Raw genomic sequence first — 19,603 nt, forward strand, 5'->3', positions numbered from 1 at the left:
CGTGACGCCTGGATAAACCAGACTTACCTTCAGAGATGCCGCTGGGCGCGCAAGATTAACAGCAATTACTTACGGTTGGATCAATGCACATCCTTCCAGTATTCGCGTTTCAGCAGATAGGCGAACACGAAGAAGAAGGCCAGGTACAGCAACACATAGGTACCAATGCGCTGATGCTGCAGCTTCACTGGGTTGGCCGAGTAGGCCAGGAAGGTCACCAGATTCTTGACCTTCTCGTCGAACTGCTCTTCGTTCAGCGCGCCGGTCTTCGGCACTATGGTCAGCTGATCGCACGCTTCATGAGTCAAAGGCGTACCGGTGAGCGGATCATACTGCTTCTTGCCGTCTTCGACGATTTGTACTTGCTTGCATCCTACCACTTGGCGGCCTTGCAGGCCGACCAGAACGTTAGGCATACCGACGTTCGGGAACACTTTGTTGTTCACGCCGTACGGACGCGACGGGTCTTCGTAGAAGGATTTCAGGTAGCCGTAGAGCCAATCGGTGCCACGCACACGGGCCACCAGGGTCAGGTCGGGCGGTGCAGCCCCGAACCAGGTCTTGGCGTCGGCTGGCTGCATGCCGATGGTCATGTGGTCGCCGATCTTCGCACCGGTGAACACCGAGTGGCTGAGCATCACGTCATGGGGAATGCCCAGATCGTCGGCCACACGCTCGTAACGCTGGAACTTGGCACTGTGGCAGCCCATGCAGTAGTTGGTGAACGTACGCAGCCCGTCCTGCATCGCGGCCTTGTCCGACACGTCGATGTCGACTTTTTCCAGCTCTGGGCCGTGTTCAGCGGCGAAAGACAGCAGCGGCAGGGCCGCAAGAATGAATGCAACGAATAATTTTTTCATCAGCCAGTCACCCTATCCGGTACCGGTTTGGTCTTCTCGAGCCGGGTATAGAACGGCATCAGAATGAAGTAGGCGAAGTACAGGAAGGTGCAGACCTGCGACAGCAACGTACGCTCCGGAGTCGGCGCCAATACGCCCAGTACACCCAGGATCACGAACGAAATGCAGAACACCCACAGCCAGATCTTGCTCAGCCAGCCCTTGTAGCGCATGGACTTGACCGGGCTACGGTCGAGCCAAGGCAGCACGAACAGCACCGCAATCGCCGCACCCATGGCGATCACACCCATGAGCTTGTCGGGAATCGCCCGCAAGATCGCGTAGAACGGGGTGAAGTACCAGACCGGGGCAATGTGTTCCGGGGTCTTGAAGGCGTTTGCCTGTTCGAAGTTCGGTTTCTCGAGGAAATAACCGCCCATCTCCGGGAAAAAGAACACGATCGAGCAGAAGATGAACAGGAACACCACCACGCCGACGATATCTTTCACGGTGTAGTACGGGTGGAACGGAATGCCGTCCAGCGGTACGCCGTTTTCGTCCTTGTGCTTCTTGATGTCCACGCCATCGGGGTTGTTCGAACCCACTTCGTGCAGTGCCAGAATGTGCAGCACCACCAGGCCGAGAATCACGATGGGCAAGGCCACCACGTGCAAGGCGAAGAAGCGGTTCAGGGTGATCCCGGAAATCAGGTAGTCACCACGAATCCACTGGGTCAGGTCGTTGCCGATGACCGGGATCGCACCAAACAGCGAGATGATCACCTGGGCGCCCCAATAGGACATCTGGCCCCACGGCAGCAGGTAACCCATGAAGGCCTCGGCCATCAGCGCCAGGTAGATCAGCATGCCGAACACCCATACCAGCTCGCGAGGCTTCTGGTACGAGCCGTAGAGCAAGCCGCGGAACATGTGCATGTAGACGACGATGAAGAACGCCGAGGCGCCGGTGGAGTGCAGCAGACGCAGGATCGAGCCGTACTCGACGTCGCGCATGATGTATTCGACGGAGGCGAAGGCTTCTTCGGCCGACGGGGTGTAGCTCATCGTCAGCCAGACACCGGTAACGATCTGGTTGACCAGTACCAAAAGTGCCAGGGAGCCAAAGAAATAGAAGAAGTTGAAATTCTTCGGTGCGTAGTACTTGCTGAGATGGTCTTCCCACATCTTGGTCGCGGGGAAGCGCGCATCCACCCAATCCATGAACTTGCTCATCAGGCTTTCTCCCCCTCGTCGACGCCAATGACAATGACACTGTCAGTCTCGTAGTGATGTGGCGGAACTGGCAGGTTCAGTGGTGCGGGTTGTGACTTGTAGACGCGGCCAGCGAGGTCGTAGTGAGAACCGTGGCACGGGCAGAAATAGCCCCCGACCCAGTCCTTGCCCAGGTCCGCAGGCGCCACTTCCGGACGGAAGGTGGGAGAGCAACCCAAGTGGGTGCAGATACCGATCAGCAGCAGAATCTCCGGCTTGATCGAGCGAATTTCCTTATCGACGTAAGCGGGTTGGTCGGAATTCTTCGAGTCGGGGTCAGACAACTGGCCCTCGATCTTCTTCAGATTTCCCAGGATTTCCTCGGTACGACGAACGATGAACACTGGCTGACCGCGCCACTCAGCAATCATTTGCTGGCCTGGATCGATCTTGCTGACATTCACCTTCACCGGTGCACCTGCGGCTTTCGCCTTGGCACTGGGAAACCATGACCCCACGAACGGGACCGCAGCCCCCACCGCTCCTGCAGCACCCACCACGGATGTGGCTGCTACCAAGAAGCGACGCCGGCCTGCATTCACGCCGTCATTGCTCATTCAGTCCTCTCCCATCAGCTTTGTGGCCTGTTAAATCAGGCGTCTACTAAGTGTTAAATCTGAACTTATAAAAATTTTGCCGAATGGTAATGAAAAGCCCCACGTCTGACAAGGTAATTACCCCCGGCACTGGCTCCAAGCCTTTGAGTATAGGGGCTCTACGGATGTGGCAAGTTGTCACAGAGATTTTTTTACATAAATAGCAGGCAATAAAAAACGCCCAGCTCCGTGAGGAGGCTGGGCGTTTTCTGGAACGTAAAAGCGAATTAACGCTTCGAGTACTGCGGACGCTTACGCGCTTTACGCAGACCAACTTTCTTACGTTCAACTTCACGAGCATCGCGAGTCACGAAGCCAGCTTTGCGCAGAGCGCCACGCAGGGTTTCGTCGTACTGCATCAGAGCGCGAGTGATACCGTGGCGGATTGCGCCAGCTTGACCACTTACACCGCCACCGATAACGGTGACGTAGATGTCGAACTTTTCAACGGTCTCGGTCAATTCCAGCGGCTGACGAACTACCATGCGGGCAGTTTCGCGACCGAAGAAATTTTCCAGAGTGCGGTTGTTGATCGAGATGTTACCAGTACCCGGACGCAGGAAAACGCGAGCGGTAGCGGTTTTGCGACGGCCAGTGCCGTAATTTTGAGTCGCCGACATAATGAACTATTCCGTTAAAACTTCAGTTCTTGGGGCTGCTGAGCAGCATGAGGGTGAGCAGCGCCCGCATAGACTTTCAGCTTGCGATACATGTCGCGACCCAGTGGGCCCTTCGGCAGCATACCTTTGACCGCGATTTCAATCGGGGCTTCAGGCTTTTTGGAGATCAGGCCTTCGAAGTTCGAAGACTTGATACCGCCTGGGAAACCGGAGTGACGGTAGTACATTTTGTCTTGCGCTTTGTTGCCGGTAACACGTACCTGCTCAGCGTTGATGATGACAATGTAGTCACCGGTATCAACGTGAGGGGTGTACTCAGGCTTGTGCTTGCCACGCAGACGGCTGGCGACTTCAGTGGCCAGACGACCCAGGGTCTGACCAGCGGCGTCGACGACAAACCAGTCGCGCTGAACTGTTTCTGGTTTTGCAGTAAAAGTTGTCATTCTTTAATAGCCTCAGGGGCCGCCCTGTAAATTAGACGGCGGATCTTACTGAATAGTGCGTACTTTGACAAGTCAAAGGCAGCCGGATACAGACGCTATCGGGGGCTCGGGTCGGCGCGTCCGTTCAACGGCAAGATTCTTCGGCAGGCGGCGCATCACTTCCACTGCAGAAAGAGGTGGGCAATTATGCAGATTGCCAAAAAAATTTCAACCTGCTTTTATGATTGTTTTCCCTGAAGGAGTACCCGATGGACTATCGACAGCTGGGCCGAACCGATCTGAACGTGAGCGCGATAGCCTTGGGCACCATGACCTGGGGCGAGCAGAACAGCGAGGCAGAGGCCTTCGCACAGATCGAACGGGCCAAGGCCGCGGGAATCAACTTCCTCGACACCGCGGAAATGTACCCGGTGCCGCCCAAGGCCGACACCTACGCCACCACCGAGCGCTACATCGGTAATTACTTCAAAAGCCGCGGCGATCGTGCCGACTGGATCCTCGCCAGCAAGATCGCCGGCCCCGGCAACACCATCGACTACATCCGCGATGGCAGCCTCAAGCACAACCGCAAGCACATCGTCGAAGCCCTGGATGCGAGCCTCAAGCGCTTGCAAACCGACTGGATCGACCTCTACCAGTTGCACTGGCCGGAGCGGAGCACCAACTTTTTCGGCCAACTGGGCTACAAGCATAAGGCCGAAGAAGACCTGACACCGCTGGAAGAAACCCTCGAAGCCCTGGATGAGCAGGTCAAGGCCGGCAAGATCCGCCACATCGGTCTGTCCAACGAAACCCCGTGGGGCACCATGAAGTTCCTGGCCCTGGCCGAAGCCCGTGGCTGGACCCGCGCCGTGTCGATTCAGAACCCCTACAACCTGCTCAACCGCAGCTTTGAAGTGGGCCTGGCGGAAATCGCCATCCGTGAGCAATGTGGGTTGCTGGCGTACTCGCCACTGGCGTTCGGCATGCTCAGCGGCAAATACGAAGGTGGCGCACGCCCGGCCAAGGGTCGCCTGAGCCTCTATAGCCGCTTCAGTCGCTACTTCAACCCGCAGTCGGAAGCTGCATGCAGCCGTTACGTGGCACTGGCCCGTGAGCACGGCCTGGACCCGGCGCAGATGGCATTGGCGTTTGTAACCCAGCAACCGTTCGTGACCAGCAACATCATTGGCGCCACGACCCTGGAGCAGTTGGACAGCAACATCGCCAGCGCCGAACTGAAACTGTCGGATGAGGTGCTGGCGGGGATTGAGGCGATCCAGAAGGATCATCCGAATCCTGCGCCTTGATTGATCTCTAGACCGCCTTCGCGAGCAAGCCCGCTCCCACATTCGACTGCATTCCAAAGCTGGAACTCGGTCGAATGTGGGAGCGGGCTTGCTCGCGAAGAGGCCCTCAAAAACACCAAGAATTCAAAGCGCCCGCGCGATGATCTCCTTCATGATCTCATTCGTCCCCGCATAAATCCGCTGCACCCGCGCATCCGCCCAGGCCCGCGCAATCGGATATTCCCACATGAAGCCGTAGCCACCGTGCAACTGCACACACTCATCCAGCACCTTGCATTGCAGGTCCGTGGCCCAGTACTTGGCCATCGCGGCCGTCGGCACATCAAGCTTGCCTTCGAGATGCAGTTCCATGCACTTATCGACAAACACCCGGCCAATCTGGGTTTCCGTCGCAATCTCCGCCAGTTTGAACCGTGTATTCTGGAAATCGATGATCGCCTTGCCGAACGCCTTGCGGTCGCGGGTGTACTCCAGCGTCCATTGCAACGCCGCCTCGGCTGACGACAACGCCCCGATGGCCACCGTCAAACGCTCCTGCGGCAGCTCCTGCATCAGATAGGCAAAGCCCATCCCCGCCTGCCCCAGCAGATTCTCCTTGGGCACTCGCACATCCTGGAAGAACAGCTCCGACGTATCCTGGGCCTTCATCCCGACCTTCTCCAGGCGCTTGCCCTTGTCGAAGCCCGGCGTATTGGCTTCCACCAGGAACAGGCTGGTGCCCTTGGCGCCGGCCTTGGGATCGGTCTTGGCCACGACGATCACCAGATCAGCCAGGAAGCCATTGGTGATGAACGTCTTGGAGCCGTTGATCACGTATTCATCGCCATCCAGCACCGCCGTGGTCTTGACCCCTTGCAGGTCGGACCCGGCCCCCGGCTCGGTCATGGCAATCGCCGTGACCATTTCCCCGGAGATCAGCTTGGGCAGGTACTTGCGCTTCAGCGCCTCACTGCCGTAATGCAGGATGTAGGGCGCAACAATGTCCGAATGCAGGGAGAAACCAATCCCGGTCAATCCCAGCCGGCTGATCTCCTCGATCACCACCGCGCTGTAGAGAAAGTCTGCCCCAAGGCCGCCGTACTCTTCCGGCAAATGCGAGCAGAGCATCCCCGCCTCCCCTGCCTTGTTCCACAGGTTACGGTCGATATAGCCCTGCTTTTCCCATTGCCCGTGGAACGGCGCCGCGTCTTTTTCGAGGAAGGTGCGCACGCTCTGGCGGAAGAGTTCGTGCTCCGAGCTGAACAAGGTTCTGGGAATCATGGGTCACCTGCGTGAATTGTCGGACAAGACCGGATCACAGAGCCTAAGCCGCGAAGGCGTCACAGGACACTGGACACATGCGACAAAAAATAAGACGATCCAGCCGTCTGGTGACCACTTTCCCCTATAAGAATAAATGAAATTATGTCTAACCAAATCTCCACGCCCTTGCGGCGCGTCAGTATTTTGGCCATTGATCGGGTATTCGCTTCAACCCTCATGCAAGCCAAGGATTTCTTCCACCTCGCGAGCCTGCGCTACGGCAAACAGCTGGGCCAGGGCCTTACTCCCGCTTTTGAAACGCGCCTGGTCAGCCCCGATGGGCAATCGGTGCGCAGCTTCAGTGATGTGATCATGCCGGTGGACGGCGGCCTCGAAAACGCCGACATCATCGTGCTCCCGGCCTTCTGGGACGACTTCGACTCACTGTGCCAACGCTACCCACAAGTGCTGCCCTGGCTGCGCGAACAACATGCCCGTGGCGCCGTACTGTGCGGCGAAGCCACCGGCGTGTTCTGGCTCGCCGAAGCCGGCCTGCTGGACGGCAAGGAAGCGACCACCTACTGGCGCTTCTTCAACGCCTTCAGCGAACGCTTTCCCAAGGTGCAACTGAACCAGGACAAGCACCTGACCGACGCCGACAACCTCTACTGCGCCGGCGGCACCACCTCGGCCTGCGACCTCTACATCTACCTGATCGAACGCTTCTGCGGCGCCAACATTGCCCAGGCCGTGGCCCGCGACATCCTTTACGAAGTGCAGCGCAGCTATGCGCCCGGGCGCATCGGTTTTGGCGGCCAGAAGTTGCACCAGGACGTGATCATCCTGCAGATCCAGCATTGGCTCGAAGAGCACTTCGCCGACAAGTTCCGTTTCGAAGACGTGGCCCGGGAACACGGCATGAGCATCCGCAACTTCATGCGCCGCTTCCAGACCGCCACGGGCGACAAGCCGCTGCATTACCTGCAACGCCTGCGCATCGAAACGGCCAAGGGCTTGCTGTCCGGCAGCCGCAAAAGCATCAAGACCATCAGCTACGAAGTGGGCTACGACGACGCGAGCTTCTTTGCGCGGCTGTTCCGGCAGCACACCGAGCTGTCGCCCAACCAGTACCGCCAGCAATTCCAGCAGGCGGCATAGGTCGCCCTTACTGTAGGAGCGAGCTTGCTCGCGAAGGTCGTTAACGAAAACGCGGGGCATCTGAAGCCCCGCGTTGTCATTGAGTTCTTCGCGAGCAAGCTCGCTCCTACAGAGGGCTAGCGCTTAAGGCTTGTGCGCCCGCGACAGGAACTCGTGGGATTGCATTTCGAGCAAGCGGCTCAAGGTCCGTTGGAATTCGAAGTTCAAGCGACCGCCGGTGTAGAGGTCCTTGAGCTCGACTTCCGCCGAGATGATCAGCTTGACGTTGCGGTCGTAGAATTCGTCGACCATGTTGATAAAGCGCCGCGCGATGTCGTCGGTGGTGACGCTCATCTGCTCGACGCCGCTCAGGATCACCGCGTGGAAGATCTTGCCCAGTTCGATGTAGTCGTTCTGGCTGCGAGGGCCGTCGCACAGTTCGCGGAATTCAAACCAGGCCACGTCGTCGCAGGTGCGCAGCGCGATGATTTCGCGGTTTTCGATGATCAACTTGTCGTTTTCCACCGCCTGGGTGCATTCCGGCGTCAGCGCACGGAAGCTCTTGCGCAGGCTTTCCTGGGCCACTTCATTGAGCGGGAAGTGGAACAGTTCGGCTTGCTCAAGGTGACGCAGGCGGTAGTCGACGCCGCTGTCGACGTTGACGATCTCGGTGTTCTGCTTGATCAGGGCGATGGCCGGCAGGAAGCGTGCGCGTTGCAGACCGTCCTTGTACAGGCCGTCAGGCACGATGTTCGAGGTGGCGACCAGGGTCACGCCATTCTTGAACAGCTCTTCCATCAGGGTGCCGAGGATCATCGCGTCGGTGATGTCGGAGACGAAGAACTCATCGAAACAGATCACCCGGGCTTCTTCCGAGAAACGCTTGGCGATGATGGTCAGCGGGTTCTTTTCGCCCGGCAGGGTCTTCATCTCTTCGTGCACGCGCTTCATGAAGCGGTGGAAGTGAGTACGGACCTTTTCCTTGAACGGCAGCGCTTCAAAGAAGGTATCGACCAGGTAGGTCTTGCCCCGGCCAACACCACCCCAGAAGTACAAGCCCTTGACCGGCGTGTGGTCTTTCTTGCCAAACAACTTGCTGAACATGCCCGGCTTGTTCTGCGAGGCCTGGACCAGATCGTCGTACAGGCGCTGCAAATGGCGCACCGCAGTTTCCTGGGCAGCGTCATGGAAGAATTCAGGGCGTTTCAGATCAGCTTGATATCGTTCTAGGGGCGTCATAATTCGTTAGCAAGGCAACAAAAACGGGCCGCCACTGTAACGACGACCCTGAAGAATGGCAATCGACCCTTGGTCGGGTCAATCCTCGATTGGGGTCAACGCAACGCGCAAGGCTTCGATCGCGGCATCCCGCGAGGCGCTGTCGGCGAACGCCGGGCTATCGGCGACGGCAGCACCTTCCAGCCACACGCTGAAGCTCAGGGCTTCGCTGCGCACATCCAGCGCCTGACCCGATTGCAGCTGCTTGGTCACCGCGCCGGCGGTTTTACCGTCGGCAAAGTTACGCGACAGCAGCAGTTGTTCGCCTTCGGCCGCCAGCAAACGGAAGCGGAAGCTGCCGTCGTCTTCGCGGAAGCTGACAAAGCGCGCGGCTTTCGCAGCTTTCTTCTTGGTGGTGGCAGCAACGGCGACCGGGTTGACGAACGAGCGCAGGCCCACCGCTTCACGCAGTTCGGCCAGGAACGGTGCAGCCACGGCGCGGGCCTTCTTGGCACCGATCAGCAGCAGGTCTTCCATGTCCGACGGACGCGACATCAGTTGGTGATAACGCTCGCGCGCTTCGCCCAGTTGGCCGTCCAGCAGTTGGAACAGACGGTTCTTCGCCTCGCCCCAGCCCAGGCCTTGCAGCAGTTCGCCGCGGAACTCTTCTTCCTGAGCCTTGGTGGCAAACGCCTGGTACAGGGTGAACAGGTGCGAGTTGTCCGGATCCTTGGCTTCGCCCGGCGCGCGGGAGTCGGTGACGATCCGCGAGATCGCGTCCTTCATGTCCTTGGCGCTGGTGAACAACGGGATAGTGTTGTCGTAGCTCTTGGACATCTTGCGGCCATCCAGGCCCGGCAAGGTGGCGACGCTTTCTTCGATCAGCGCCTCAGGCATGGTGAAGAATTCTTTACCGTTGCCGAACAGGTGGTTGAAGCGCTGGCCAATGTCGCGGGCCATTTCCACGTGCTGGATCTGGTCACGACCGACCGGCACCTTGTGGGCGTTGAACATCAGGATGTCCGCGGCCATCAGCACCGGGTAGCTGTAAAGGCCCATGGTGATGCCCGCATCCGGGTCTTCGCCGTTCTCCAGGTTCTTGTCCACTGAGGCCTTGTAGGCGTGCGCACGGTTGAGCAGGCCCTTGGCCGCCACGCAGGTCAGCAGCCAGGTCAGCTCGGGGATTTCCGGGATGTCGGACTGGCGGTAGAAGGTTACCCGATTCACATCCAGGCCACCGGCCAGCCAGGTCGCGGCGATTTCCATGCGCGAGCGCTGGATGCGCTGCGGGTCATCGCACTTGATCAGGGCGTGGTAGTCGGCCAGGAAGTAGAAGGAGTCGGCATTGGCGTCCTGGCTGGCAAGGATCGCCGGGCGAATCGCGCCGGCGTAGTTGCCCAGGTGCGGCGTGCCGGTGGTGGTGATGCCGGTGAGGATGCGGGTACGGGTCGTCATGGGTGATCGCTTGTCATCAATTCGAAAGACGTGGCAGCACAAGATCCTTGAGATCGGTCAGCTTGCCATGAAAAAAGTGTCCGCATTCTGCCACTTTCAGCAGCTCATGGGGGCGATTCAGGGCAGCGGACCAGTCGTAGACGAGTTGCGGGTCGACCACTTCGTCGGTTTCCGGCTGGATCACGGTCAATGGGCAGCCTTGTGGCAGCACGTCGTTATCCCGCAGGCGCATCACCGCCGCGGCCACCATGAACAGGTGCGCGAGTTTTTCGCCCTTGGCTTCCAGCCGGCCGCCGAGGGTGGCCGCCACAAACCCACCGAAGGAAAAACCCAGCAGGGTAATCGGCAGGTCGGGATGTTTTTCACGCAGCCAGGTGGCCGCGGCTTCGGCGTCGTCGACTTCACCGGTGCCCATATCGTGCGTACCGGCGCTGGCGCCGACACCGCGATAATTGAAACGTAACGTGATCAAGCCGGCATCCCGCGCGGTGCGTTGCAGGGTCGATACGACTTTGTTGAGCATGGTGCCGCCCTGCACCGGGTTAGGGTGGCAGATCAGCGCCAGGCCACGTGGCTCGGGGTGATCCAGATACAGGGCTTCCAGTTGGCCTACCGGGCCATCGATCAAAACGGGGGTTTCACGCATCAGCAAGGAAGGAACTCCGTGACCTCTCAAGGGGTCGACTCGTCTAGCTAAAAGTCTGTGCATGGCATCATTGCGAGCTTAATCGCGGTATACAGCGCAGGTCCGAGCCGTTAACGTAAAGCAAAGCCGTTTATAGAGGAAGGACTCGTGGAACACTCGCTCTTAGTTTGGTTGTTGCCGACTCTCGCCTTGGTTGCCGGTGTCGCCATTGGATTCCTGGTTGCCCGCCTGCTGCCGAATGCCGCGCCTAACCGCACGCAGCGTCAGTTGGATGACATTCAGGAACGTTTTGACAGTTATCAGAACGAGGTTGTTACCCACTTCAACAGCACCGCGACCCTGGTGAAAAAGCTCACTCAGAGCTATCAGGAAGTACAGGATCATCTCGCCGAGGGTGCCAACCGCCTGGCCCTGGACGACATCACCCGCCAGCGTCTGCTGGCCGCGCTGCATTCCGATGCACCGCACGCTCCACGGGAACGCCTGACCCCACCCCGGGAAAACCAGGAGCCGCCACGGGACTACGCGCCAAAAACGCCAAACGCCCCGGGGATGCTGGATGAGCATTACGGCTTGAAGAAGTAATACCTTTTCAAGCGACATGAAAAAGCCCGGCTGATCGATGATCAGCCGGGCTTTTTTGTTGACCTGAAAATACTTCCCCCCGCGTAGCAGCTGTCGAGCCTCAGCGAGGCTGCGTGGGGCGCGCCTCGATTCAATGCCTGGCTCAAAGCGGCGGTGCTCCCGACGCAGCCTCGCTGAGGCTCGACAGCTGCTACGGGGGGGAAGACGGAGAGGCACGTTAGACCGTCTGTTCTTGTAACTGCCCATCGTGTATCCGTACATGCCGCCCATGGAATCGCTTGAGGCTGCTGCGATGCCCGACGCTGACGATGCTCAAGCCCGGCAACTCATCGATCAACGCCTGATACAGCGCCGCCTCATCTTCCTCGTCCATCGCCGACGTGGCCTCATCCATGTACAGCCATTGCGGTTCAAACAACAACGCCCGGGCAAAGGCCAGGCGCTGCTGCTCACCCGGTGACAGCATGCGCTGCCAGTGATTGGCTTCGTCCAGGCGTGGAATCAGGTGCGCCAGGCGGCAGGTTTCCAGGACCTGTGCATAACGTTCCGCCGGGTACGCACCCTCCTCCTGTGGATAACTCAACACGCCACGCAGCGTACCGATCGGCAGATACGGCTTTTGCGGCAGGAACAGGTAACGCTCGGCCGGCAAACGAATGTTGCCATGGCCGTTTGGCCACAAATTGCCCATGGCCCGCAGCAAGGTTGATTTGCCGCTGCCGGAACGACCGCTCAGCATCAGGCGCTCACCTTCGGCAACCGTCAGGTTGGCGCCTTCGAGCAGATGACGACCATCCGCCAGGTCCAGGCTGAGGTTGTTCATCTGCAAACCGCCGCCCTGGCGCCGCAACTCGATGCCCATGTTGCGGCCTTCGTTTTCGTCCATCGCCTCGCCGAAGCTCAGCAGACGATCACAGGTCGCACGCCAACTGGCCAACACGGTGTACGCGTCGACAAACCAGCTGAGGCTGCCCTGCACACTGCCAAACGCCTGGGCGACCTGCATCAGTACGCCCAACTCGATCTTGCCGGCAAAGTAACGCGGCGCAGCCACCACAAACGGGAAGATGATCGCGATCTGTGAGTAACCGCTGGTGAAGAAATTCAAGCGCTTCTTGAGCTGCATGATGCTCCAGAAGTTGCTCCATACCCGCCCGAAACGCGCACTCAGTTGCTGGTGTTCATTGGGCTCGCCATTGAACAGCGCGATGCTTTCCGCGTTCTCCCGCACCCGCACCAGGCTGAAACGCAAGTCGGCCTCGAAGCGTTGTTGGCGGTTGCTCAAGCCGATCAGTTTTCGACCAATCAAGTGGGTCAACCAACTGCCCAGCACCGCATACACCAGCGCTGCCCAGAACATGTAGCCGGGAATCGTGATGCCCCACACTTCGATGCTGCCGGACACGCCCCACAAAATCACCGAGAACGACACCAGGCTTACCAGGTTACTGATAAAACCCAGGCCCAGGCTCAGGGTGCTGCTGGTGAAGGCGTTGAGGTCTTCGGAGATACGTTGGTCGGGGTTATCGGTGTAGCCGCCGTATTCCAGGTGGTAGTAGTTCTTCTGGCTCAGCCACTTGGCAAAATACGTTTCGGTCAGCCAGCGCCGCCAGCGGATGGTGAGCATTTGCTGCAAATAGGAGGTGAACACCCCGGTGACGATCGCCACCACGGCGATCACGCTGAAATACATCAGCAAGTGGGTGAAGGCGTCATAGTCCTTCTTTTCCAGGGCGTTGTAGAAGTCACGGTTCCAGCTGTTGAACCACACCGACACCGCCACACTGAACAGTGACAGCCCCAGCACCACCAGCAGCAACAGCCAGGCCTTGCCCTTCTCCTCACTGCGCCAGTAAGGGGTGATCAGCGCCCACACTTTCCTTAAAAATTGCCCACGCACCGCGTCATTGACCGCGGAATACTCAGCGTTCTGATTCATTGTTCAGGCTCGGTAGGAAAAAAATAACAGGCGTTTGAACCGATCATAGACGATCGGTTCAGGGCTCCGTGCGGCCTGAAGCAGATTGTTCAGTCGCCGTTCAACGTCGAACCGGGCGTTTCTGCAACTTGCGTTGCAACGTTCGACGGTGCATGCCCAGGGCGCGGGCCGTAGCGGAAATATTGCCTTCGTGCTCGGTCAATACGCGCTGGATGTGTTCCCACTGCAGGCGGTCCACCGACATCGGGTTTTCCGGCACCAGGGTGTCGAGGTCGGCGTGCTCGGAGAGCAAGGCGGCCAGCACGTCGTCGGCGTCTGCCGGCTTGCACAGGTAGTTGCACGCGCCACGCTTGATCGCCTCGACGGCGGTGGCAATGCTGGAATAGCCGGTGAGGATCACCACGCGCATTTCCGGGTCCAGCTCCAGCAGCTTGGGCAGCAGCACCAGGCCGGAGTCGCCGTCCATTTTCAGGTCCAGGGCCGCGTATTCCGGCAGGTCGGCCGTGGCGATGGCCAGGCCTTCCTCGGCGGAACCGGCGGTGCTCACGCGAAAACCACGACGGCTCATGGCGCGGGCCATCACGCGGGTAAAGGTGGCGTCGTCATCTACCAGCAACAGGTGCGGCAGTTCTTCGCCTTCGACTTGGATCTCGTCACTCATCGATGTCTCCTCGTGCGACACGGGGCAGGCGCAGCTCGGTGAGCGTGCCGCCTTCCTCATGACTATAGAGTTTCACTGAGCCGCCCGCGCGAGTCACGCTGGCCTTGCTCAAAAACAGGCCGAGGCCGAAGCCTTTGCCCTTGGTGGTAAAGAAGGGCTTGCCGATCTGCTCGGCAATCGCCAACGGCACGCCGGCGCCGTGGTCGCGAATGCTGATGGTGAGGTCTTCTGCATCCCAGTCCAGGGTCACTTCCAACCCTTCCGGGCAGGCATCGGCGGCGTTGTTCAGCAGGTTCAGCAGTGCCTGGGTCAGGTCCGGCGGCGGCGCCATGCGCGGCACCGTGCCCTGGCCCAGCAGGTGGAAACGGTAGCTGGCTTCGGGACGCATCAGGTGCCAGCGGTTCAGGGCTTCGTCCAGCCACTGGGTGACGTCCTGCATCTCCACCGCGAGACGGCGATTGGCTTCGGCGGCGCGCACCAGTTGTTGCAAGGTCAGCTTGCACTGCTTGACCTGTTCCTGCAGCACACTCAGGTCGTCTTGCAGGGCCGGGTCGTGGTGGTCCTGGGTCATTTCCTTGAGCAGTACGCTCATGGTCGCCAGCGGCGTGCCCAATTCATGGGCCGCGCCGGCGGCCTGGGTGGCGACGGCCAGCAACTGCTGGTCCCGCAGGCCTTCTTCACGGCGAATGGCGCGCAGTTCTTCCTGGCGGCGCAGCTCTTCCGCCATCCGCGCGGCAAAGAAGGTGATGACCGCCGCCGACAGGGCGAAGCTCAGCCACATGCCGTAGATCTGCAGGTTTTCCCGGGCGATGGGAAAGGTCTGCAACGGGTAGAACTGCGCCAGCAGCAAGGTGTACAGGGTCAGGGCGATGCCCGACAGCACCACCGAATAGCGCCACGGCAAGGTCACCGCCGCGATGGTCAGTGGCACCAGGTAATAAGAAACGAAGGGGTTGGTGGAGCCGCCGGAGAAGTACAGCAACACACTGTGGATAAACAGGTCGCAGGCCAGTTGCAGGGAGTATTCGAGCTCGGTCACCGGCCACGTGGTGCGCAGGCGAATGGCGGTAAATACGCACAGTACCGTGGAAAACCCGAGGGTCACGGCCAGTTGCAGCCAAGGCAGCGGCAACAGGTTGAACCAATAGGCGAGCCCGACCGAACCGGCCTGCGCGGCCAGTACCAGGGTGCGGATGAACGTCAGGCGCCAAAGGTTCTGGCGGGTGGCGGAAGTCAGTTTTACGGCGGCGAGCATGAGCTCTCCCGATGAGCGCTGCAGGCGGATCGCACGGAGTATAAACGAAGCGACGGCGCTGGCACGGCGTGTGTGGCTCTTTGACGCAGGGGTCAGGAACATGACCGTTCGTCGACATCCGTCAACATGTAGCGAATGTGTAAACCCGAAGAACTGAAACCTTGCGTCTACAGTCTTACCGAACACGAACATCTCAAGGAGCTTACATGTCTCGTTTCATTCGCAGTGCAGCCACCCTCACCCTCGGCGCCGCTACCCTCGCCAGCCTGCCTGCCATGGCCGCTGATGAGCTGCATTACAACCAGATTTCCCTGCGTGCCGAAGTCAGCCAGGAAGTGGCGCGCGACCAGATGATCGTCACCCTGTACACCGAGTCGCAGAACACCGACCCGGCCAAGCTTGCCGCCGAAATCACCACCACCATGAACAAGGCGCTGGCCCAGGCCCGCGAAGTCAAAGGCGTGACCCTGCGCCAGGGCAGCCGCAACAGCTACCCGATCTACGACAACAAGAACCAGAAAATCACCGGCTGGCGTGAACGCGCCGAACTGCGCATGGAAAGTGCCGACTTCGCCGCCCTGTCCAAGCTCACCGGCGACATGCTGACCAACCTGAAAATGGACAGCATGGATTTCGCCATCGCCAACCCGACCCGCAAGGCCAGCGAAGATGCCTTGCTTAAAGAAGCGGTCACCGCGTTCAAGGCCCGTGCACAACTGGCCACCGATGCGCTGGGCGGCAAGGGCTACAAGATCGTCAACCTGAACTTCAACACCAATGGTTATCCACAGCCGTATGCACGTGGCGGGATGATGATGAAAGCCGCCGCGATGGATTCGGCGCCGACGCCGGAAGTTGAAGCGGGCACCAGCCAGGTCAACATGACCGCGGATGGCGTGATCGAAGTCCAGATGCCCTGATTGAGCGGTACTGGAGTTGCAATGACGCTGCCTACGGGCAGCGTTTTGCGTTCAGGTGAGAACATATCCTGCAACTCACGTATCAATTCACCACGGAATCGATACTCCGGTTTTCGACACCCATATATACCCCCCACGTTGACAGGGATTGCTCTGCGGGTATGTGTCCAAACCACTATCGAGTATCGCAACCATGGCCCATCGTTTGTCCCCGTCCCTACAGAGCATAAATACCCGATTTCTGCAGCCAGCAGCTGCAATGACGGCGCCCCCCAGCGTTCACAACACGCTCACCCCTACCCCAGCGCAACCGCAAGTTGAAGCCGCTGCTCCCGGGGACCCAGCCCTGGTCCAGGCCTACATCGGGGCCATACAACGCAAGGTTGAAGGTCACACACCCGGCCTGGTCAAGGTCCCCTCCCAGACGGTGTTGGGCCAATGGCTTGAGCTGCATCGCTCGCAACTGGAACATCCGGTTATCCAGGGCTGGATGCGCGAGCAGAACATCGACCCGTCCACCCTGTCGGTCATACCCTCCACCGGCGCCATGTCCGCCAACGTCAACGGCGTGAAGAAGGACTTTTCGCTGACCGACAGTTCAGGCTGGGCACAGGTTTCCGGGCCCCTTCTCGCGTCCGCCCAGGTTATCGCGCCCGGCGCCGGTCAGGCGTTACGCATACGCTCAGACGAGAATACGGTGAATGTCAGCGTGAAAGTGGTCGCAAACTTCTACGGTATACCGCTCCCCGCCAACCTTGCGCAGGGCAGAACGCAGCTAAGGCAGCTTGAGCACGATCAATCTTTCGGCGCCATTGCCACCGATGACCGCCTGCGGCCCGCCAACCTGCGCTCGGCCCAGGCGCTGGAAACCCAGAAGGCCAATACCGAAGCCTTTAATAGCGTTGCACCGCAGAAGCTGGCCTATTCAAACCTGGCAAACGGTGTGGCTAACGCCTTTCCCAGTGTGCACAACGAGGCCAAACAGTGGACTAAGGAGCTGATCGAACAAGCGACCGGACAAACCAACGTCGACCCCGACAGCCTGTATCTCAACCGCTTTCGCCATGGCCAGAGCGCCTCGCCCGGTACCGCGACCGGCGCGATGCACATCAATGAAGAACCGTTTTATTCCAAACGTCTGCCGGATGCACTGCTGGATAACTTTTCCGAACATGACTGGATCCCCGGCCAAATTGACGCTGAAGCGGGTATCTATACGACGGGGCCCGGGGAAAGTACCAAGGGCGGCTATGGTGCCCACAACCAGTTCCCCCTTGCCCCTTCGACGCTGATGCACGAAACCTGGAAAACCGACTTCCAGGGGCGCATGACCAGCAAAATAAATGACTTCTGGAACACCCATGGGGATGCCTATCGCACCACCCTAAAGGGGCAATTCGTCCAACAGGCGCGCCAGCAACTGAGCGCCTATGAAGCCAAGTCCCCCGCGGAAAAAAAGCTGATGCCGGCCGAGCACCAGTTCACCCGGGATGACTATCGCCTGGTCATGAAGGCGGCGTCCAACCTTCCTCAGGCCGAAAACGCGCCGCTGACTGTCGACCAACTGAAGGCTGAAGCGCCGGCCAAAGATCAGTTGCGGGCGTACCCTTTCGATATCAACGGCTGGGGTTCCAGCGACATCATCCGGTTCGCCGTCCTTGATGACGGCCAGTACAACTACCAGAACAATCGGCGCGACGGCCTGCAGATTCTCTACATTCCCGGTGCCACACCAGCATTCCTGAGGTTCGCCTCCCTGGACAAAATGGATGAGTGGGTGGTCGAGCAGGCCAAGGATCCGAAAAAGCGCGAGGCCCTCGCTGCACACTTCTCCAAACTCGATCGCCAGGACGGCGGCCCGCTGGGCAAGTCAGGGGTTGACGCCTCATTGGTGCATTTGGCCAACGGCGATTGGTCGAAGATGGAGGGCAAGACGATTGATCGCAACCCCGTGCACATCGAAGGCGACGTCTTCAGTCAGATGCGCGACCAGGCCAAGGCCCGGATGACCAGCGATGCGGACACTTCGATCAAATCCAATAGCGAAGTGACACGGGATACCTGGCTCAATGACGTCTCCACTGCCCTCAAGATATTCGCCCCCATGGCGCCTGGCGGACTCGCCGTGGCCGCCACCGTAGGGGCCTTGGGCGTCACGGAGCTGGCGTTAGGCGCGGAAAAAACCGCATCGGGCGACACCGAGGCAGAACGCAGCGACGGCGCCTGGAAAACCTTCGATGGTGCGCTCAACACCCTGTTTTCCGCCGGTGCGAGCGGGAAGGTCGAAGACCCGTTTGCAGCGCCACGTGAAAACGTGACGACGCTGCCCGGCCAGGGCACCACACTCAATACCCTTGATCAAAGCCGTGCAGGCCGTGGCTTGGCTGACCGGTTACAGCCTTCGCAGGCGGGCCACATCAGTGACCATGCGGTAGCGGATGGCGAGCGCCTGATTGCAAACCGCACGCCCAACAGCAAGGGCATCTATCAGGTCAAGGACACTGACGGTGCTGACCAGTGGCTGATCCGCCACACCGACAGCAGTGGTACGAGCAAGGTTTACGAGATCAGAGGGGATTTCAAACTCAGTGACAACTATGTGCAGATTATTGACCCTGCCACCCGCAAACCGGTGATGACGGTGCAGTCCAACGGTGACGGCGGGTGGGTGCGCGATACGCTTCAAGGGGGCTGGCCGTGGTCCCGGTCCACGTCGACTTCACCCAGTACTCCGACAACACCTGGACCGAAATTTTCCGAGCTCTTTGTGGACAACAAGGGGGTTAAAATCAGTGATGCCGAAAAGTTTGATAGCTACCTGAACCTGGTGCTCGACAAAGACCTTGTGCCAAACGACATTGTTTATCCAGACGGCTCCAAGATGAAAAGGAAGCTCAGCGTTTCCTGGACAGTCGACGACAACGCATTCGCCGTCACCGAAGGTGAAAAGGCAAGGGAATCCCCCTATTCAAACACCCCATACTCATCCAGCTTTGCGCCTGATCTGAATCGCGAAAACTATACGATTAAGAAAACCGAAGCCGGTGTGGAATCACGTACGGCGTTGAATTTCAGGGCAGAAGATGAACACGACACCCTAAGTCACAGGTTTGCCACATTCGAGGAGCAGGTGCCCGACCCGGCGCTGCGCGCCCGAATTTCCGAGGTGGCCCACCAAGGTTCCTCGGCTCCGGCACTGAATGAGCTGTCGCAACCGTTGTTGAAGGATAAATACAGCGTAAGCGCAGGCACAAAGAACTTTACTATCAATTACAACCCGGCAAGCAATGAACATACCGTCATCGCCGAAACGAACTGGGTACTTAAATATGCAACGGACGATTACATGGTTACCAATCGGGACCTGGATATAAAAAGTACTCGGACATTCACGATACGTGAAAGTAACGAGGTCGATGTGGACGATTACACTATCGACAAGTCAGCGCCGACCACAATAGAAATCTCCATGCCAACGAACATCTGA

Annotated in this window: 17 protein-coding genes; 5 read left to right on the forward strand and 12 right to left on the reverse strand. The window is 59.1% G+C overall.

The window, feature by feature from the left end; translation table 11 throughout:
* Nucleotides 1-80: 80 nt before the first annotated feature.
* From NVB75_RS15225 to rplM, 5 genes are all read right to left on the reverse strand, one after another.
* Nucleotides 81-860: a cytochrome c1 gene (locus NVB75_RS15225; RefSeq protein WP_258348059.1), complete on the reverse strand. Its 780-nt coding sequence runs from the start codon at nt 858-860 to the stop codon at nt 81-83.
* The gene (locus tag NVB75_RS15230; protein WP_076014447.1) at nt 860-2,071 is read right to left on the reverse strand and encodes a cytochrome bc complex cytochrome b subunit; all 1,212 of its coding nucleotides are present in this window, start codon (nt 2,069-2,071) and stop codon (nt 860-862) included. Before NVB75_RS15230 ends, NVB75_RS15225 begins: the two co-directional genes overlap by 1 nt.
* Entirely contained in the window at nt 2,071-2,667 is a 597-nt protein-coding gene (gene petA, locus NVB75_RS15235; RefSeq protein ID WP_003216040.1) for a ubiquinol-cytochrome c reductase iron-sulfur subunit, read from the reverse strand. Before petA ends, NVB75_RS15230 begins: the two co-directional genes overlap by 1 nt.
* A gap of 266 nt (nt 2,668-2,933) precedes the next feature.
* On the reverse strand, nt 2,934-3,326 hold the full coding sequence (rpsI, locus tag NVB75_RS15240; protein ID WP_003216038.1) for a 30S ribosomal protein S9: 393 nt from the start codon (nt 3,324-3,326) through the stop codon (nt 2,934-2,936).
* Nucleotides 3,327-3,340: 14 nt separating this feature from the next.
* The gene (rplM, locus tag NVB75_RS15245; protein WP_003216032.1) at nt 3,341-3,769 is read right to left on the reverse strand and encodes a 50S ribosomal protein L13; all 429 of its coding nucleotides are present in this window, start codon (nt 3,767-3,769) and stop codon (nt 3,341-3,343) included.
* A gap of 248 nt (nt 3,770-4,017) precedes the next feature.
* On the opposite strand from rplM, the gene NVB75_RS15250 reads away from it, so the two are divergent.
* A complete protein-coding gene (locus NVB75_RS15250; protein WP_258348063.1) occupies nt 4,018-5,058 on the forward strand; it encodes an NADP(H)-dependent aldo-keto reductase in 1,041 nt (346 codons plus the stop codon).
* Between the two features lie 123 nt (nt 5,059-5,181).
* Here NVB75_RS15250 and NVB75_RS15255 read toward each other — a convergent pair whose 3' ends face one another.
* The gene (locus tag NVB75_RS15255; RefSeq protein WP_258348064.1) at nt 5,182-6,318 is read right to left on the reverse strand and encodes an acyl-CoA dehydrogenase family protein; all 1,137 of its coding nucleotides are present in this window, start codon (nt 6,316-6,318) and stop codon (nt 5,182-5,184) included.
* A 219-nt stretch (nt 6,319-6,537) separates the two neighbouring features.
* On the opposite strand from NVB75_RS15255, the gene NVB75_RS15260 reads away from it, so the two are divergent.
* On the forward strand, nt 6,538-7,458 hold the full coding sequence (locus NVB75_RS15260; RefSeq protein WP_172834601.1) for a GlxA family transcriptional regulator: 921 nt from the start codon (nt 6,538-6,540) through the stop codon (nt 7,456-7,458).
* Nucleotides 7,459-7,581: 123 nt separating this feature from the next.
* On the opposite strand, the gene zapE is transcribed toward NVB75_RS15260, so the two are convergent.
* The 3 genes from zapE to NVB75_RS15280 all read right to left on the reverse strand — a co-directional run bounded on the left by zapE (nt 7,582) and on the right by NVB75_RS15280 (nt 10,756).
* Nucleotides 7,582-8,676 carry a cell division protein ZapE gene (zapE, locus tag NVB75_RS15270; protein ID WP_258348066.1) on the reverse strand — a complete coding sequence of 365 codons (1,095 nt, stop codon included), beginning with the start codon at nt 8,674-8,676 and terminating at the stop codon, nt 7,582-7,584.
* Nucleotides 8,677-8,754: 78 nt separating this feature from the next.
* Entirely contained in the window at nt 8,755-10,110 is a 1,356-nt protein-coding gene (locus NVB75_RS15275) for a tryptophan--tRNA ligase (protein WP_218264452.1), read from the reverse strand.
* 16 nt (nt 10,111-10,126) lie between these two features.
* The gene (locus NVB75_RS15280; RefSeq protein ID WP_026078004.1) at nt 10,127-10,756 is read right to left on the reverse strand and encodes an alpha/beta hydrolase; all 630 of its coding nucleotides are present in this window, start codon (nt 10,754-10,756) and stop codon (nt 10,127-10,129) included.
* A 147-nt stretch (nt 10,757-10,903) separates the two neighbouring features.
* On the opposite strand from NVB75_RS15280, the gene NVB75_RS15285 reads away from it, so the two are divergent.
* Entirely contained in the window at nt 10,904-11,341 is a 438-nt protein-coding gene (locus NVB75_RS15285) for a YhcB family protein (protein ID WP_003216019.1), read from the forward strand.
* Between the two features lie 217 nt (nt 11,342-11,558).
* Here the strand turns inward: NVB75_RS15285 and NVB75_RS15290 are convergent, their stop codons facing one another.
* The 3 genes from NVB75_RS15290 to NVB75_RS15300 form a co-directional block, all read right to left on the reverse strand.
* Nucleotides 11,559-13,280 (reverse strand): ABC transporter ATP-binding protein/permease, encoded by a 1,722-nt coding sequence (locus tag NVB75_RS15290; RefSeq protein ID WP_258348083.1) that lies wholly within the window; start codon nt 13,278-13,280, stop codon nt 11,559-11,561.
* 100 nt (nt 13,281-13,380) lie between these two features.
* On the reverse strand, nt 13,381-13,941 hold the full coding sequence (locus NVB75_RS15295; RefSeq protein ID WP_003216016.1) for a response regulator transcription factor: 561 nt from the start codon (nt 13,939-13,941) through the stop codon (nt 13,381-13,383).
* A complete protein-coding gene (locus tag NVB75_RS15300; protein WP_076016515.1) occupies nt 13,934-15,196 on the reverse strand; it encodes an ATP-binding protein in 1,263 nt (420 codons plus the stop codon). Before NVB75_RS15300 ends, NVB75_RS15295 begins: the two co-directional genes overlap by 8 nt.
* A gap of 206 nt (nt 15,197-15,402) precedes the next feature.
* Between NVB75_RS15300 and NVB75_RS15305 the strand changes: the two genes are divergently transcribed.
* Together NVB75_RS15305 and NVB75_RS15310 are read left to right on the forward strand one after the other, a co-directional pair.
* On the forward strand, nt 15,403-16,116 hold the full coding sequence (locus NVB75_RS15305) for an SIMPL domain-containing protein (RefSeq protein WP_003216012.1): 714 nt from the start codon (nt 15,403-15,405) through the stop codon (nt 16,114-16,116).
* A 259-nt stretch (nt 16,117-16,375) separates the two neighbouring features.
* Nucleotides 16,376-19,603, forward strand: a complete 3,228-nt coding sequence (locus NVB75_RS15310; protein ID WP_258348085.1) for a dermonecrotic toxin domain-containing protein — start codon at nt 16,376-16,378, stop codon at nt 19,601-19,603.

It is taken from the genome of Pseudomonas sp. CBS, from assembly GCF_024734645.1.
GTDB lineage: Bacteria > Pseudomonadota > Gammaproteobacteria > Pseudomonadales > Pseudomonadaceae > Aquipseudomonas.